The sequence below is a fragment of the Grimontia sp. AD028 genome (genome assembly GCF_000973155.1).
Classification (GTDB): Bacteria; Pseudomonadota; Gammaproteobacteria; order Enterobacterales; family Vibrionaceae; genus Enterovibrio; species Enterovibrio indicus.
This window is the reverse complement of record NZ_LASY01000136.1, coordinates 15,980-31,985: the sequence shown is the minus strand read 5'-3', so window position 1 is coordinate 31,985 and position 16,006 is coordinate 15,980. Positions and strand designations below refer to the sequence as shown.

Here is a 16,006-nt window from a genome sequence, read left to right as displayed (position 1 = left end):
TTTACTACGATTGGTATAAGATAGTAAAAAGAAAAATGGCGCTCAGTGAGCGCCATTTTCGTATCCACAGAAGAAGACATTAATCTTCGAACAACTCTTTGTGTAGCGCGCGGACAACTTCTTTAGATTCTGACGTGCTGGTCAGGAAGCAGAGGTTGTGGTTGCTTGCGCCATAACAAATCATACGCAGGTTGTAGTCTTCCAGCGCACTGAAGATTTTGGCTGCTGCACCTTTTGATTCGCTCATGTGGTTACCAATGAGCGCGACCAGACACATGTCTTGCTCGACGGTTACCTTGCAAAGTGCAGCCAGCTCCTGCTCTGCCGCTTCAGGCAATTTAGGCGCACCACCTTTGGTGTTGGTTTGATCCAGTGTCAGAGAAACACTGACTTCCGACGTGGTGATGAGATCGACCGATACTTTGTGCTTAGCCAGAATATTGAACACTTCCGCCAGAAAGCCATAAGCATGGAACATATTCAGACTGGTGAGCGTCACCATGGTCTGGTTGCAACGCAGTGCCAACGCGCGGAAAAGCGGAGACTTCTCTGCCTGATGACGAATCCAGGTACCGCCTTGTTCAGGCGCTTTAGATGAGCCCACGAACACAGGAATGTCCTGACGCATTGCCGGGATAAGCGTCGCCGGGTGCAGGATCTTCGCGCCGAAGTTTGCCATCTCTGACGCTTCACTGAAGCTGATTTCATCGATAGGGCTTGCTGCTGGGGCGACGCGAGGGTCAGTACTGTAGATACCCGGAACGTCGGTCCAGATCTCCAGTGACGTTGCTTTTACGGCTTCAGCCAGAAGCGCTGCGCTGTAATCACTGCCACCGCGACCCAGTGTGGTGGTGTTGCCTTGTGCGTCAGAGCCGATAAAGCCCTGCGTCACAACAACTTTGTCTTCAAACAACGGCGTTAGCACGGTTTCAGCGTGGTGCGCTGTTTCAATCAAATCCGGGGTGGCTTTACCAAACACGTTGTCGGTTTTCAGCACATCGCGGACATCTGCGCGAACAGCATTGATGCCTTTGTCGTTCAACAGGTGGGTAAAAATATGAGTCGACATCAACTCGCCACAAGCAACGAGAGCGTCGGTAATTTTATCTGAAGGAGAAGTTTCTGCCGCCGCAGAGAGTGTTGCTACTTCATCGAGAATTGCATTCACACCTGATGCAACTGCCGGCGCTTCCGGGAGCTGTTTCAGAATGCTGAAATGAATATCGTGCAGTTTTGTCAGCACTTCCTGCTGCCTGTCATTGGCAACACCATTTGCCAGTTCAACCAGTAGGTTTGTCACGCCAGAACAAGCGCTAATCACTACCAGTCGAGTGTTCAAATTCCCTTTAATCACCGCTGCACAGTTAGACATAGCTGTGTAGTCGGCTACACTCGTGCCGCCAAATTTTGCGACATTTAATGCGTTCACTTCCCTTCACCTCCCATAATCGCGAATGGAGTAATCCTGAATAAATAAAGTAATAAATTGGGAGACAGATAGAGGGTGCGAGCGGGCAGGAAGAAAGGGTATTTCTCCAGAAGCGCTCCATCTCCGTTGAGATGACAATCCGAAGGATTCAACCTTCTAGACCGACAACCCAGCCCCCAAGGTCTGGTATTGCCTCGGCGTCTTACCCCCTCATCGGATTGCATTGGAGTTGGGGCTCCGCAATTCGACTACCTGGTAGACGCGCCTCTTCTGTCTCTGCAGAGCACAAACTGTGCTGAGCAAAAATTGCCCTCTATTGATAAATGTTTGTAATGTTATTGTCAACGTTTGTTTGAGTTTCCGGCATCGCTTTTCGTGGCAGTGAAGGACTTTTGCTTGATGATGCTTGGGTTTATTCAACGTTGAGATTTTAGCCAGCCCTATCCAGTGGTAGGGTTAATAGACCCAAGGAACAAAAGGCAATGGAGAGCAAATAATGACAATTTCACGCTTTATCCCACCACAACGTACCCTGATGGGGCCTGGTCCCTCTGATGTTTCGCCACGCGTATTACAAGCGCTGGCTCAACCAACGATTGGTCATCTAGACCCTCTTTTTGTGGGAATGATGGATGAAGTTAAATCACTGCTTCAATACGCATTCCAGACCGAAAACGCCTTCACCATTGCGGTGTCCGCCCCGGGCAGTGCAGGGATGGAGACCTGTTTTGTCAACCTGATTGAGCCGGGCGATACGGTGATCGTTTGTCGAAACGGCGTATTTGGCGAGCGTATGCGTGAAAACGTAGAACGTTGCGGTGCGACGGCAGTGATGGTCGATGACGAGTGGGGCAAGCCTGTTGATCCGGCAAAGGTCGAAGCGGCTTTAAAAGCAAACCCAGAAGCATCGGTGGTCGCGTTTGTACACGCAGAAACATCGACCGGCGCACTCAGTGATGCGAAGACGATTTCGTCACTGGCGCGTGAGCATGGCTGCCTGACGATTGTTGATGCCGTGACCTCTCTTGGCGGTGTGCCACTGCTGGTGGATGAGTGGCAATTGGACGCTGTGTATTCTGGCAGCCAGAAATGTCTCTCCTGTGTGCCGGGACTGTCACCAGTCACTTTCTCTCCGCGTGCGGTAGAAAAAATGCAACAGCGCACGGGCAAGGTACAGAGCTGGTTCCTTGATCAAAGCCTGGTACTTGGCTATTGGAGTGGTGAAGGCAAGCGCAGCTATCACCACACCGCGCCAGTGAACAGCCTTTACGCCTTGCATGAGTCTTTGCTGATGCTGAAAGAGGAAGGTCTGGAGAATGCATGGCAACGTCACCGTGATATGCATGAGTTACTCAAAGCCGAACTGGAGGCGCTGGGTGTTAACTTCCTTGTTGATGCTGACCATCGCCTGCCGCAACTGAATGCTGTCGCAGTACCTGAAGGCGTCGATGATGCCGCGGTGCGTGCGAAACTTCTCAATGACTACAATCTGGAAATAGGTGCGGGTCTGGGAGCGCTGGCAGGTAAAGCGTGGCGTATTGGTTTGATGGGTTATGCGGCTAAACGTGAAAACGTAGCCTTATGTGCGAAAGCACTGAAGGATGTGCTTGGTTAAGCGAAATTGAATTGAGAAACGCCCCGCATGAATGCGGGGCGTTTTTGTTTTATTCCGCTGGAAGCTCAGAAAAGTCAGGTTGAAACGTTCGGTACGGGAAAAGCAGCGATGCCTCATCCTTCAACTGTTTGGCGACCGTTTTATGCCCGGTGAGCATCGCCAGCTCAATCAATGATTGATAGCCGTCGGCATTCGGAGACGTTTCCAGTCGGGAGATTTGCCCCCGAAGGTACAACTCCTGCGCGCGTAAATCCCGGCTTTCAACACTTTCTAGAAACGCCCGCTTTCCTTCCACTTGCTGATAGAAGTCATTCCACCAAGGGTGGGTTTGATACTGAGTCAGCTTACTATCACGTATTTGATAGGTGCGAAGCGCCTGTTCGCCAAGATAGATTGAAGACAACACCAAAACCAGCGTGGTAGTCAGCACCGTGTTAGCGGCGACTTTCATCGGCCTAGGGTATGATAAAAGTACGCGTCGGTATCTCGCGGTAAGGTTATCTATCCAGTAAAGCAGCACCACAAACAGCATGCCCAGTGCCAGGTTGGTTTCAATGTAGTCTGTCACTGCCATGCCAATGAGGGATGGCAGAAAGATAGCTAGCAGCATCAGGCGGGTGCCATTCGGTGCTTCCATCAACTTACGCACCACCAGTGTGAAGAGCACACCAAAGCTCGCCCAGTAGGCAATACCGCCCTGAATTAAATTTGCGAGCAGCCAACTCGGATACATTTGTTGAAGCGGCAGAACATGATTTTGCTCGATGCCAAACAACAGCTGTGCTTTATCGAGCTGCCCCAGACCTATACCTTCAAACTGAGCCTGCCCCAGTAATGCCCATGCCTGCGACAGTACTTCTAACTCCTCGGATGAATAACGGGCGGCAAAAAGTGCCGATTGAGGGACACTACCAAGCTTCCAAGCGATAGCAAAACCGGCCAATACCGCGAAATTCCAAAGACCATGGTGTCGTTTTGGACTGAAACGGAATAAGAATGGCTGACTGAAAATCACCAACACCAAAATCACGGTGATTAGCCAAGGCGATTTCAACGCTGTGAGAGCTGGAATGGTTAGCAGCGGCGTCGCAAGTAAAAGAGCATGAACCGGAACCCAGTTACGCTTGTACACTTTAGTCCGCGCGAGCAAGTAAGCTGACAGCATCAAAGAAGTCAGAAGAACGATGCCTAGTACGTCACTGTTGGTTTTGATGTCTGCAAGGCTCGATGACGAGATCTCACTGATGCTGGGAAGCAACAAAGGAATCGCCAGTAGCCAGCCGCTTAAAAGCGGCAACCAGAGGAGATATTGCCTCTGAAGGTGATTAAAGCTGAACTGCTGCAGGGTACAGAAAAGCAATAAGGACAACAGAACGCTAAACCCTTGCCATGCAGCCGAATGCCAGTCAGCGTGAAGATAAAATGACGGTATCAGGGCGAAACTTGCGCACAGTGTCAGCCATCCAGTCATTGTCGTGTGGCTGAAACGGCCTTGTCTTGCAGCTTCCCAAACACCGAAGCAAACGATGGCAACCGCTAACAAGAGCGTTAAGGCTGTCGCTGGATGCTGAACACCGGAGAAAGCGAGTGGGATCTGGTTAAGAGGCAAGCAGAATAAAAACAGCGCAGCCAGCGCAATCAGCACTGGCTTAACCAAAGGCTTTCTGGCCACTTTTGATGGCCAGAGGTTTTGAAAACGCATTGTTTGCATAGATTGTTTTTCACTGGCTCACGCCAGCATCCGCCCTATGATGCTTTTTGTTTAAGCAAAGGTTTCAGGAACCTTGCTGTGTGCGAACCTTCAACCAAAGCCACGTCTTCCGGTGTGCCTTCGGCGATGATCATTCCGCCACCGCTACCACCTTCAGGGCCTAAGTCGACAATCCAGTCCGCGGTTTTTATCACGTCCAGGTTGTGTTCTATCACCACAATGGTATTGCCGTGATCGCGCAGTCGGTGCAGCACCGTCAGTAGTTGCTGTATATCATGGAAGTGAAGGCCAGTGGTTGGCTCATCCAAGATATACAGCGTCTTGCCGGTATCGCGCTTGGAAAGCTCACGCGCCAGTTTCACGCGTTGCGCTTCACCACCGGAAAGGGTGGTTGCAGCCTGTCCCAAGCGGATGTAGGAAAGGCCTACATCCATCAGCGTTTGCAGTTTGCGCGCTATCGCTGGCACGGCATCGAAGAACTCGCGGGCATCTTCCACTGTCATCTCAAGGACTTCATCAATGGTTTTGCCTTTATAGCGGATCTCCAAGGTTTCACGATTATATCTCTTACCTTTGCACACGTCGCACGGTACGTAAACATCCGGGAGGAAGTGCATTTCCACTTTGATAACGCCGTCGCCCTGACAGGCTTCACAGCGGCCACCTTTGACGTTAAAACTGAAACGGCCCACTTTGTAGCCACGGGAGCGCGCTTCCTGTGTGCCTGCAAACAGCTCTCGGATAGGTGTGAAGATGCCTGTGTACGTTGCCGGGTTGGAGCGTGGAGTGCGTCCAATCGGGCTCTGGTCGATATCAATCACCTTATCAAAATGACCCAGACCGTCGATGTCCTTGAAAGGTGCAGGCTCGCCTGTGGTTGCACCGTTCAATCGCTGGTGGGCGATTTTGTAGAAGGTGTCGTTGATAAGGGTTGATTTACCCGAGCCGGATACGCCGGTCACACAGGTCAGTAAACCAACAGGAAGTGTCAGATTCACGCTCTGCAGGTTGTTGCCCGTCGCCCCCTTAAGCTTCACGACTTTTTTCTTGTCGTAAGAAATTCGCTTGGCAGGGACTTCAATCGCTTTTTTCCCGCTGAGGTATTGGCCTGTCAGCGAGTTTTCATTCTTGATGATTTCTTCATACGTCCCTTCAGCAACGATGTGACCGCCATGTACACCGGCACCAGGTCCGATATCCACAATGTAGTCTGCTGCGCGGATAGCATCTTCATCGTGCTCAACCACCAGCACGGTGTTACCCAGATTACGAAGGTGTTCCAGCGTCGCGAGTAGGCGCTCGTTGTCACGCTGGTGAAGACCGATGGATGGTTCATCCAGTACGTACATCACGCCGACCAGACCTGCACCAATCTGGCTTGCCAGACGGATACGTTGCGCTTCACCACCTGATAGGGTATCAGCGCTGCGCGACAGGTTGAGGTAGTTCAAACCGACGTTGACCAGAAAACTCAGCCGGTCATGGATTTCTTTGAGTACCTTGTCGGCAATTTGTGCACGTTGGCCCGTCAGCTCCAGGCCTGCGAAGAAAGTCAGTGCTTCATGAATACTCATTTCACACACGGCTGGCAGGTTGGTGTCACCCACAAAGACATGGCGCGCTTCTTCACGAAGGCGAGAGCCACCACAGCTTGAACACGGCTTGTTGGCGATGTATTTCGCCAGCTCTTCACGCACAGCCATCGATTCTGTATCACGGTAGCGGCGGTTGAGATTATTTAAAATCCCTTCAAACGGATGCTTACGCACCGTGATATCACCGCGATCGTTCACGTACTTGAAAGCAATTTCAGTGTTGCCGGAGCCATTCAGAACCACATTTTGGATGGTTTTTGGTAAATCCTGCCAAGGTGTTTCGATGTCGAATTCGTAGTGATCGGCAAGCGAGCTCAACATCTGGAAGTAGTAGAAATTACGGCGATCCCAGCCTCGGATGGCACCACCGGCAAGGCTGACTGCTTCATTCTGAACCACGCGGTTTTCATCAAAATACTGCTGTACACCCAAGCCGTCACAGGTTGGGCAGGCACCTGCTGGGTTGTTGAAGGAAAACAGGCGCGGCTCGAGCTCTTGCATGCTGTATCCGCAATGCGGACAGGCAAAGTTGGCAGAGAAGATGAGATCATCACCTTCGCCGTCCATATAGCTGACCACAGCCGTGCCACCCGTCAACTCAATGGCGGTTTCGAAGGACTCAGCAAGGCGCTGCTGCAGATCGTCGCGTACTTTGAAGCGGTCAACGACCACTTCAATGGTGTGCTTTTTGTGAAGCTCCAGCTTCGGTGGATCAGAAAGGTCACACACTTCGCCATCAATACGCGCGCGGATAAAACCGTGGGCGACCAGGTTTTCCAGTGTTTTGACGTGCTCGCCTTTACGCTCTTTGACGATAGGAGCCAGCAGCATCATCTTGCTGCCTTCTTCAAGCTCCAGCACCTTGTCGACCATCTGGCTAACGGTCTGTGCTTCCAGCGTCACATTGTGTGTCGGGCAGCGCGGGTCACCCACACGCGCGTATAGGAGACGCAGGTAGTCGTATACTTCGGTGATGGTACCAACGGTTGAGCGTGGGTTGTGAGACGTGGACTTTTGTTCGATAGATATAGCTGGGGACAGCCCTTCAATATGGTCGACGTCTGGTTTTTCCATCAGAGAAAGGAACTGGCGTGCATAGGCAGACAGTGATTCTACATAGCGGCGTTGGCCTTCTGCATACAATGTGTCGAACGCCAGTGATGACTTGCCGGAACCAGAAAGACCGGTGATCACGATCAGCTTGTCGCGTGGGATCGTCAGGTTAATGTTTTTCAGGTTATGGGTGCGAGCCCCTCTGACGTCTATCGTATCCATGTCTACCTTGCCCTTAGCGCTCAGGTTTGCAGCCTGAAGAAAAAACGAATGATGAAGTATCCCACATTATGGCGTGATGAAAAAGAAGAAAGCTGTATAAACATACAGCTTTCTTCAGTATTGCAACATGCAGATTTTAACGGTGCTTCAGCCTGAATCGATCAGCCTGTTTTTACCGTTTTTTGAGGCTGGTTCGGTGCATCAGACTTCAGGTAGATATTTTCGTAGCAATAGTTGGTCGCTTCGATAAAGCCTTCAACGCTACCACAGTCAAAGCGCTCGCCTTTGAATTTGTAAGCCAGCACACAGCCGCTTTGCGCTTGTTTCAGCAGGGCATCGGTGATCTGGATTTCACCGTTTTTGCCCGGTGCGGTATTTTCCAAGATGTCGAAAATGTCCGGTGTCAGGATGTAACGGCCGATGATCGCCAGGTTACTTGGCGCGGTGCCTTGCTCTGGCTTTTCTACCATGTTGTCGACACGGTAAAGGTTGTCACGCATCTCTTCACCGGAAATGACACCGTATTTGTGGGTCTCATCTTCCGGTACTTCTTCCACAGCAACGATGGAGCAGCGGAATTGCTTATACAGTGCAACCATCTGGGAAAGCACGCCGTCTTCCAGATTCACACACAGGTCATCTGCCAGTACAACGGCAAACGCTTCGTCGCCCACCAGCTCACGGCCAGTCAGGATAGCGTGACCCAGACCTTTCATTTCTTTTTGGCGGATATAGGTGAATGAAGCTGCATCGATAGTCGCGCGGATATCTCCCAGCAGCGCTTCTTTGTTGGTGCCGCTGATTTGATGTTCCAGCTCGTAGTTTTTGTCGAAGTGATCCATCAGGCTGTGCTTACCACGACCGGTAACAATACACATACCGGTGATGCCAGCTTCAATGGCTTCGTCAACGCCGTACTCGATAAGTGGCTTATTAACGATAGGCATCATTTCTTTTGGCATCGACTTAGTGGCAGGCAGAAAACGGGTCCCGTAGCCAGCCGCTGGAAAGAGGCACTTCTTGATCATAGCTTGTCCTTAATTTACATCATCCAACTAACTAGTCGCCCTGTATTAAAAATTGGGCTTATTGGAATGTTAACATTTAATCGTTGCAAATCTGTCTCATTGTTTGATTATGAGCCCAGAGGGACCCTTCAACAAGAACCGCTTATCCAATCGGCCAGAAACCGAGTCTTTTTTCGACCTTGCGCACGGCCAGAATGTTCTGTGTACTCATACCGATACTCACTGCAAGCGCTGCGCCGACGGTTCCCCATATTGACGTTAATATCAGTATCAAAGTCACGGTAAGTATCCCGGCAAACAGGGTGATATTGCGCAAGTCTCTTTCATAGCCACACATGGTGAGAAGAAATCCGACAGATCCTGTCATGACATTGATGGTTTGGCCAACGGCCAAGATAACCAGAAGTTGACCTGATTCTGAAAACTCTTTGCCGAATAGCGTCATGATGGTGTCTGGCCAGATAAGCACAGCAGCCAGAACTGGTATGGAAAAAACAATCATCAATCGGGTCGAAAACTGTGCTAGGCGTTTGAGTTCGTTCAGTTTACCTGCTTTGAACAGGGCCGAAAATCGCGGCGCAGCGACGAAGTTTATGACCATTAACATGAAGCTGATAAGCAGGGACGTTCGTTGCGCTGCGGAAAAATAGGCGACTTCTTCAGATGTGACAAACAAGCCGACGATCACGACCGAAGCCCAGGGAATGGCTTGGCTGGTGGCGGAAATCAACCAAAGGTTGGGGGCGGCGCTCCAAAGCGCCGGCATCTTGCGATCGCTGGTGTCGATGCGATGATCTGGTTCGCGAAACCATAGCCACAAGCCACTTAACGCGACCAACCCAGAAGCAACGATATAAAGCACGGAAGCGCTTTCTGCCATTGGGTTAGGCTCGTAATGGTTGAGTAGCAAGAATGCGGGTAGCGCAACCATGGTCACGCCAAGCTGCATGGAGCAGACAGAGGCTATCACTCTGCGGGTTGCCTGCAATGCATAGCCATTAAGAAAGAACAGGCTGATGAAAGGTATTGCCAGCGCAAAGTAGCGCAAACTCGCAGTGGCTTCAGGTTTACTGAACACATTCAAAGCCAGCCATGGCGACGCAAGATAGGTGACTCCCCCGACAATGACCGAGGTAGGAAGCACTGCCAGTAAAGCATTGGTAAAGACTTGATTGGTCAGGTCGGCGTTATCTTGCTCTCCAGCGTGACCAATGAACCGAAGGAGAGCATTCTCCATTCCAAATAGGCAAAGCGTTCCGAGTAAGATGGCGAGGCTCATACCAAGAAAGAACAGGCCGGATTGTTCTGCGCCTAACACCCTCGCCGCGACGACACTGAGTAAAAACGCGGCGGCAGCAGAAAAAACGCGGAAGATCGCCGCAAGGGCTGCATGGAACAGAAACTGACGGCGTGTGGGTTCCATAGATTGGATGCGATGTACGATTTGAAAAATCATCAGACGGCCTTACCAGGGGAAAACTAAAGGGATAAGAGAAAGCACGAGCACACCATAAACCAGACTCAGAGGCAGCCCGGCTTTGAGATAATCCCTCGGTACATAGCGCCCGGCGGTGTACACCATCAGGTTAGTTTGATAGCCAAATGGAGAAAGAAAGCTGGCACTGGCTGCAAATGCAACGGTCATGATAAAGGGCATGGGATCGACCTGATATTGCGTTGCAATGGCCAGTCCTACAGGAAAGCTGATTGCGGCAGCGGCATTGTTGGTAATGAGCTCAGTCATCAACCAGGTGGCGAGATAAAGAATCACCAAGGCGCCGAAAGGTCCGCCGTTTTGACCGATGCCCATGATAAGTGTTGCCAGGCTATCTGCCAGACCCGTCACACTGATGGCTTGCGCCAGACCTAATGCAGAGCCAATCACTAAGACCAGTTCAAAAGGAAATCGTCGCCTTAGATCATGAATGGATACTAAGCGCGCTGCTACAGCGCCAGCGAGGAGAAGGATAAGTCCCTTATACAATGGGAGCAGTTCGAAAAAGCTGGCAATCAGTGCGAAGACAGCGCCGCCACAGAACAATAAGGATTGGGTGCCACTTAGCAGGGCATTGTTTTCCCTTTCCCCCACCAGAATGAAGTTCTGGGCGAGATTGCCACGACTGAAAAAATCCTGCCCCACGGCCAGTACCAGTAGATCCCCGCCTTGTAACTTCACCTGACCGAGGCCTCCGGTGATTTTGTTTTCCCCGCGCTTGACGGCGACCACGGCGGCGCCGAACTGTGCACGGAAATTGAGTGACTTAATGGTTTTTCCGGCAATGACTGCCTGCGGGGTGATGACGACACTCACCAGATTATCCGAAGGCAGGTGTTCACCTTGGGTTCGGGGAGATAGCCCTTTGAATTTTTCCAGCAATGCTGTGGCTTCCAAGTCACCGGAAAACACCAACACGTCGTTACCTTGAAGCTGTTCCGAGGGGGAAACTGGAGAGATAACGCGCTCGGCACGAATGATTTCCACCAAAAACAGGCGCTCAAGGTGGCGAAGTCCACTTTGTTCAACGCTCTGGCCGACGAGGGGGGAGTCAGGGTTAAGTTGTGACTCCAGAAGATAACTTTGTGAGGTTTCCTGAGCGCCGCTCTGACGCGAAGGCAGCAGCGCCAAAGACACCAGTGTAATCACCAAGACACCGGCAAGAAATACAGGTACGCCAATCAAGGAAAAATCGAAAAAGCCAATCCCGGGCAAGCCGGCATTAAGGGTAAAGCCATTTACGAGCAAGTTGGTGGAGGTGCCAATCAGCGTCATGGTACCGCCAAGAATGGCTGCGTATGAAAGTGGAATCAGCAACTTGCCGGCAGGGTGCTGACTTTTGGTCATGCTGCGCATCAGCGTTGAAACCACAGCGGTATTGTTGATGACCGCAGAAAGCAGGCCTGCAGACAGGGTGGTTTGAACCGTGACTTTACGAAGCCCCCCCTGTGTACACCAACGGCCCAGAGCACTGATGTAAGGCGTGCGCTCAAGGATCACAGAGACCATCACCAAAAGCACCAAGGTAATGAGCGCCGTGTTGGTGAAGTTATTGAACAGTTGAACGGCAGGGACGATATCCAGTGTCAGCAATGCGGTGAAAACGGCACCAAATACCAGCGCCGGACGAAGATTGGTAAGCAGCAATGTTCCCAGCAAGCCTGCAATTAAGAGTGCCACCACCGCGCTCATTGCTTAGGCCTCATAAATCAGGTGCAAAGCTTCGCGTTGTTTTTCCGCACTGAAGTCGCTGTTGAAGGCATCAATGGCTTGTTGGTAATCCGGGTGATCGGGGCGTTTGCAGTAATTGATGATTTGCTTTGCCATGGTGTCTGGCGAGCTCACCATAAACGGATAGTGTAGGTTCTGGGTCGCACCGATTATGCGCAATACCATAGGAATGCGCAGTTTTGCGGCTTCCAGAATGGTCAGCGGCATGCCTTCCCAAGCTGCGGTGTGGAGATACAAATCGGCACTGTTCAGCGTTTCCATCAGTTGCTGGTGGGGGATCATTCCCGTCACCTCAACGCCCGCCTCTCTCAACTCTTGCTCCATTTCAGGTTCACCGCCACCCAGCCAGTGCAGCTTAATTTGACTGAATTCAGGGTAAGTCTTCAGGCTGGTAATAGTATCCAGCAAAAACTGAGGGTCCTTTTGAGGAGAAACCCGGCCAACCACCATGACGTTAAATGGAGGGCGCTCAGTCTGGGTCTCTGAAAAAGAGAGTGCTTTGTCCAAGTCTGCATAGTTGTTGAGGTGAACGGCCTTTTGGGCACCCAGCGCAAACCCAAGCTCACACTCCCTTTCGCTGCACCCTGCGATCATATCAATGCGGGAAAGACCGAATGTTTCAAGCTGCATGTAGACTTTCTGCATCAAATCAGAAATATCGCGGCGTTCGAACGCATAGCAATGTGGCGTGTAAACAATTTTTGTGTTGCCCTTTTTGGGAAGGAAGCGGCCCAAAAATCCTGCGAAGCTGGAGTGAAGATGAATCACGTCCGGCTGCAGTTGAAGCACCGCTTTTCTCGCTTCGCGGAAGAAAGACAGTAAGCCTCCCTCCATGGTCTGGACATCGTCGAACAGGGTTGTGACCGCCATACCGGTATCGTCATTGGGGCGTAATCTGGCAAACAGGTGATGACGAATCGGATCCCCTTGGGTCGATTTCGCATAGCTGCACAGCGCGGTTTGGATACCGCCACCAAATGCTTCCGTAATATGGAGAACGGTTTTCATCACTGCTCCCATTTCTGTTTAAATTGAGTGATTTCCTCTTCACTGTAGACGGCGCGATACAGCGGTGCATCATACAGATGAAATAAACGCTCAAACGGGTACGTTTCTTTAAAGCGTTGATAAAGCGCTGAATACCACTTGTTCGAAGCCTCGTTGCTGGATTGCAGCTTGAAGTCCGGTAGCTCAAGAAACTCCCCTAGCACATCTGTTGACTGGTTAATCGCTTCGCATTTCATCAACAGCACATCACAGCCCCCTTGCTCGATGCGCCAATGGGTTTGAGAGGGATCCTGAACGTGTTTAAGCACATCAATGCCGAAGTGGCGTTTGAGTTCTCTGTCGAACCAGCCAGTGAAGTAATCAAGACGCATCTGGGTTTCAAAGGCGTCAGTCAGATGGCGGAGCGTGGAATCCATATCTCCGTGAATGGCTTCGTTCTTTTTACCCGCGATGAACTGAATGTGGAGATCCTGGAAAAAGCGCGACACGACGGTCGCGATTGGATCGCGCACCAGCGTGATGATCTTCAGGTGATCACGTTTTTGCAGAATACGTTTCCGGTGAGACAGGGTCAGCTTGTATGCCGCACGGATGTGCCAGTCGAAGAAACAGGCCACGTCATCGGTATTGTGGTACATCTGAAACTCTTCGTTGTCGTCGAAGGTGTGGATGTGCCAACTCGGGATGCCAGCATGTTCAAGGGATGCCTCAATAGATGATGAGCCAACCTTACCCATTTGGTAAACCAGGACAAAATCCGGCGCATTCAGAGTTTGGTCAAAAGCGCGTTGTCGGGCTAGGCTGAACTTCATTTCTTATCCTCTTGAAACTCAATAGTAGAAAGCGGCGTCACGGCGTTTGAGGAAGCGTCAATCAAAGACATGGACGCCTCGGAAACAGGCTCAGGTGCCGTGCGCGTATTGATGAAAAATGGAAACAGGAACATCAGCATGATGGTGCTGTTAACGGCCACAAACAGCACCATGGCCAGAATGTACACCGCAAGAAGAAAGGCCACTGGATTGATAAACCGTTGCCCGAAAAGGTGACGAAGCCCTAACAGGAATCCGCCAATCAATATCGTCAGACCTACCAGCCCGTACTCAACCGCTACATCGAGGGCGAAGTTGTGGGTATAAATCGCGAGCTCCTGATTTTGGAAATAGTTGGCGATATAGACAGGGAGCATCTTGGGGCCGACGCCGAAAATGGGGTATTCCAGAAACAGGGCAAAACCATTAGCGAGTAAGAGTTTTCGCCAAAGCTCAGAATCCCAGCGCGCTTCGTGCTGGTCGGCAAAAAGGATGTCGAACTGGGTAAACTCAAACTTATCGAGGATGGCGTGAGTGCCAACCATGTACCAGATGGAAAGCAGGGTCAGAATGCCGCCTAAAAAGCCGAGGGTTCCCAGTGCAAAAGCGGTTTGTCGTGAACGCGGATGATGCACTTCCCGGCAGAACACCAGATCGCAGGCGACAAGCATCGCCATACCTAATAAGGCTTTACGTTCACCGGACATCAAGAGCATCACGACTGCCGCAGCCAATAACACATGACCGAACCGGATTTGGTTACGGAGGATGTATAGCAGGGCGCAGGTAAAACCAAAGAAATACTTGGTATTTCCAAGTTGTTTGAAGTCGTTGAACGCGGGATGCATCAAGTGCCAGCCCGCGGTGTAAAGGGCGCCGGCAAAAGTATAAAGCGCCAGCAGCGATAGAAAACGTGGTGAAGCCAACAAGCCTGCCTGATGTAAAACTCCTAGAAAGGCGGCAACGGAAAGCCACTGGATCATTTCAATGATCACCAGTTTCAGCGGGACATCATTGATAATGCCTGAAAGCGCAATGTAGATGACAAACACAAAGATGAAGCCGCCTGCTTTTAGCGTCGACTGCAGCAATTGTCCGCGCAATGCAATAAGAATAAGAAAGCCAAGCGAAGCGATACCAAGAAAATCGGCCAGATACAGGCTGATGCCGGCGACAGCGATTTTTGTCGGGACAAAAAACAGGACAACGGCAAGGGCAGCCGCATGCTCAAGCGATCTTGTCATCCGCCAGCTCCTGATAAGCCTGATAATATTGCTCGCGGAATGTCTCCAGCTTGTACAGCTGACAGCGTGACAAAGAACGTTGTGAGGCTTTGGTATACTCCTGTGGGTCTTCACAGATGGAAGCAATCCTTTGTGCGAGCGCGTCGTCGTCACCTAAAGGAAACAGATATTCTTCAGTCCCTATGACTTCATCAATGCCTTGAACGTTTGACGCGAGCACTGGCAATCCTGCTGCCATCCCTTCCACTGCAGCCAGACCAAACCCTTCAATAATCGTGCTCTGCACATAGATGTTCAGACTGTCCAAAAACACCGGAATGTCTGAACGCACACCGTGGAAGACCACTCTGTTTTCAAGACCAAGCTCTTTGACCAAGGCTTCGTATTCCCCGCGGCGATCGCCATCGCCTGCAAGGTGAAGCTCATAACGGGCTGGTAACTTGGCCAGTGCACGTATCAGTGTGGGGTGATCTTTATAAGGATGCAGTCGACCCGCCATGCCGATATGGATGGGTGCGTCTTCGGTGGGGGGCTGCTTCTCTTGCATGGAAAATTTGCTGAGGTTGATGCCATTTAAGATCACCGAATAGTGCTTCTTCCAATGCGGGAGGAAGTCTTCCAGCGCATTTTGTACCTGCCCTGTGATGCACACGGTTTTCTGGTAGCGCCAGTAAAGGAGCCACTCAAAAGGCTTCATCCAGATGTGATCGCGGCGTCGGTTATGCGAGTTGTGTTCGGTCTGAATACGCTTCTTGCCAAACGCGGCCAACGCCAAATAGATCGAGGGAAAGAGGTGGCCATGCACCACGTCTGGCCAACGCAGGATTTGCCATTTCTCCTTGAGGGAAAGCTTTTTCCAGACCAGACATTCCACACCAGCGGCTTCCAGCTCGCCGGATAAATCGTTGATATCGTCCAGTATCACGACCTTGCTTTCGTAGCCTGACGGAGTGGGACAGACTAAATCAACGACAAAACGCTGTGCGCCGCCGTTTCGTGACAGATCGTTAATGATATGCAGTACTTTTACCGCCATGGTGGTGCTTCTCTCTTCCCTAGCCTT

Annotated in this window: 11 protein-coding genes and 1 riboswitch; of the genes, 1 reads left to right on the top strand and 10 read right to left on the bottom strand. The window is 51.1% G+C overall.

The genetic code is table 11. From position 1 onward, the window contains the following. Nucleotides 1-79 precede the first annotated feature (79 nt). Complete coding sequence (lysC, locus tag RN22_RS22060; RefSeq protein ID WP_046307810.1) at nucleotides 80-1,429, bottom strand: lysine-sensitive aspartokinase 3; 1,350 nt, start codon at nucleotides 1,427-1,429, stop codon at nucleotides 80-82. A gap of 102 nt (nucleotides 1,430-1,531) precedes the next feature. Continuing rightward, nucleotides 1,532-1,707, bottom strand: a riboswitch (Lysine riboswitch). A 218-nt stretch (nucleotides 1,708-1,925) separates the two neighbouring features. On the opposite strand from lysC, the gene RN22_RS22055 reads away from it, so the two are divergent. Further along, complete coding sequence (locus tag RN22_RS22055; RefSeq protein ID WP_002541274.1) at nucleotides 1,926-3,044, top strand: alanine--glyoxylate aminotransferase family protein; 1,119 nt, start codon at nucleotides 1,926-1,928, stop codon at nucleotides 3,042-3,044. Between the two features lie 49 nt (nucleotides 3,045-3,093). Here the strand turns inward: RN22_RS22055 and RN22_RS22050 are convergent, their stop codons facing one another. The 9 genes from RN22_RS22050 to RN22_RS22010 all read right to left on the bottom strand — a co-directional run bounded on the left by RN22_RS22050 (nucleotide 3,094) and on the right by RN22_RS22010 (nucleotide 15,979). Continuing rightward, nucleotides 3,094-4,755 carry a lipid A core--O-antigen ligase gene (locus RN22_RS22050; protein WP_046307808.1) on the bottom strand — a complete coding sequence of 554 codons (1,662 nt, stop codon included), beginning with the start codon at nucleotides 4,753-4,755 and terminating at the stop codon, nucleotides 3,094-3,096. A 35-nt stretch (nucleotides 4,756-4,790) separates the two neighbouring features. After that, entirely contained in the window at nucleotides 4,791-7,625 is a 2,835-nt protein-coding gene (uvrA, locus tag RN22_RS22045; RefSeq protein ID WP_046307806.1) for an excinuclease ABC subunit UvrA, read from the bottom strand. 161 nt (nucleotides 7,626-7,786) lie between these two features. Then, nucleotides 7,787-8,653 (bottom strand): UTP--glucose-1-phosphate uridylyltransferase GalU, encoded by an 867-nt coding sequence (gene galU, locus RN22_RS22040; RefSeq protein WP_046307803.1) that lies wholly within the window; start codon nucleotides 8,651-8,653, stop codon nucleotides 7,787-7,789. 142 nt (nucleotides 8,654-8,795) lie between these two features. Beyond that, complete coding sequence (locus tag RN22_RS22035; protein ID WP_046307800.1) at nucleotides 8,796-10,109, bottom strand: flippase; 1,314 nt, start codon at nucleotides 10,107-10,109, stop codon at nucleotides 8,796-8,798. A gap of 9 nt (nucleotides 10,110-10,118) precedes the next feature. After that, nucleotides 10,119-11,840, bottom strand: coding sequence for an SLC13 family permease (locus RN22_RS22030; protein WP_046307798.1), 1,722 nt, complete (start codon nucleotides 11,838-11,840; stop codon nucleotides 10,119-10,121). A gap of 3 nt (nucleotides 11,841-11,843) precedes the next feature. Continuing rightward, nucleotides 11,844-12,887, bottom strand: a complete 1,044-nt coding sequence (locus RN22_RS22025) for a glycosyltransferase family 4 protein (protein WP_046307796.1) — start codon at nucleotides 12,885-12,887, stop codon at nucleotides 11,844-11,846. Then, nucleotides 12,887-13,699, bottom strand: coding sequence for a putative capsular polysaccharide synthesis family protein (locus RN22_RS22020; protein WP_046307794.1), 813 nt, complete (start codon nucleotides 13,697-13,699; stop codon nucleotides 12,887-12,889). The genes RN22_RS22025 and RN22_RS22020 overlap by 1 nt, the downstream gene beginning before the upstream one ends. Next, on the bottom strand, nucleotides 13,696-14,943 hold the full coding sequence (locus RN22_RS22015; protein ID WP_046307792.1) for an O-antigen ligase: 1,248 nt from the start codon (nucleotides 14,941-14,943) through the stop codon (nucleotides 13,696-13,698). The genes RN22_RS22020 and RN22_RS22015 overlap by 4 nt, the downstream gene beginning before the upstream one ends. Next, nucleotides 14,927-15,979: a glycosyltransferase gene (locus RN22_RS22010; RefSeq protein WP_046307790.1), complete on the bottom strand. Its 1,053-nt coding sequence runs from the start codon at nucleotides 15,977-15,979 to the stop codon at nucleotides 14,927-14,929. The genes RN22_RS22015 and RN22_RS22010 overlap by 17 nt, the downstream gene beginning before the upstream one ends. Nucleotides 15,980-16,006 lie beyond the last annotated feature (27 nt).

What these genes read in the sequence shown, in the direction of transcription:
- RN22_RS22055 (WP_002541274.1), top strand. Translation starts at nt 1,926, where the DNA reads ATGACAATTTCACGCTTTATCCCACCACAACGTACCCTGATGGGGCCT.
- RN22_RS22050 (WP_046307808.1), bottom strand. Translation starts at nt 4,755, where the DNA reads ATGCAAACAATGCGTTTTCAAAACCTCTGGCCATCAAAAGTGGCCAGA.
- uvrA (WP_046307806.1), bottom strand. Translation starts at nt 7,625, where the DNA reads ATGGATACGATAGACGTCAGAGGGGCTCGCACCCATAACCTGAAAAAC.
- galU (WP_046307803.1), bottom strand. Translation starts at nt 8,653, where the DNA reads ATGATCAAGAAGTGCCTCTTTCCAGCGGCTGGCTACGGGACCCGTTTT.
- RN22_RS22035 (WP_046307800.1), bottom strand. Translation starts at nt 10,109, where the DNA reads ATGATTTTTCAAATCGTACATCGCATCCAATCTATGGAACCCACACGC.
- RN22_RS22030 (WP_046307798.1), bottom strand. Translation starts at nt 11,840, where the DNA reads ATGAGCGCGGTGGTGGCACTCTTAATTGCAGGCTTGCTGGGAACATTG.
- RN22_RS22025 (WP_046307796.1), bottom strand. Translation starts at nt 12,887, where the DNA reads ATGAAAACCGTTCTCCATATTACGGAAGCATTTGGTGGCGGTATCCAA.
- RN22_RS22020 (WP_046307794.1), bottom strand. Translation starts at nt 13,699, where the DNA reads ATGAAGTTCAGCCTAGCCCGACAACGCGCTTTTGACCAAACTCTGAAT.
- RN22_RS22015 (WP_046307792.1), bottom strand. Translation starts at nt 14,943, where the DNA reads ATGACAAGATCGCTTGAGCATGCGGCTGCCCTTGCCGTTGTCCTGTTT.
- RN22_RS22010 (WP_046307790.1), bottom strand. Translation starts at nt 15,979, where the DNA reads ATGGCGGTAAAAGTACTGCATATCATTAACGATCTGTCACGAAACGGC.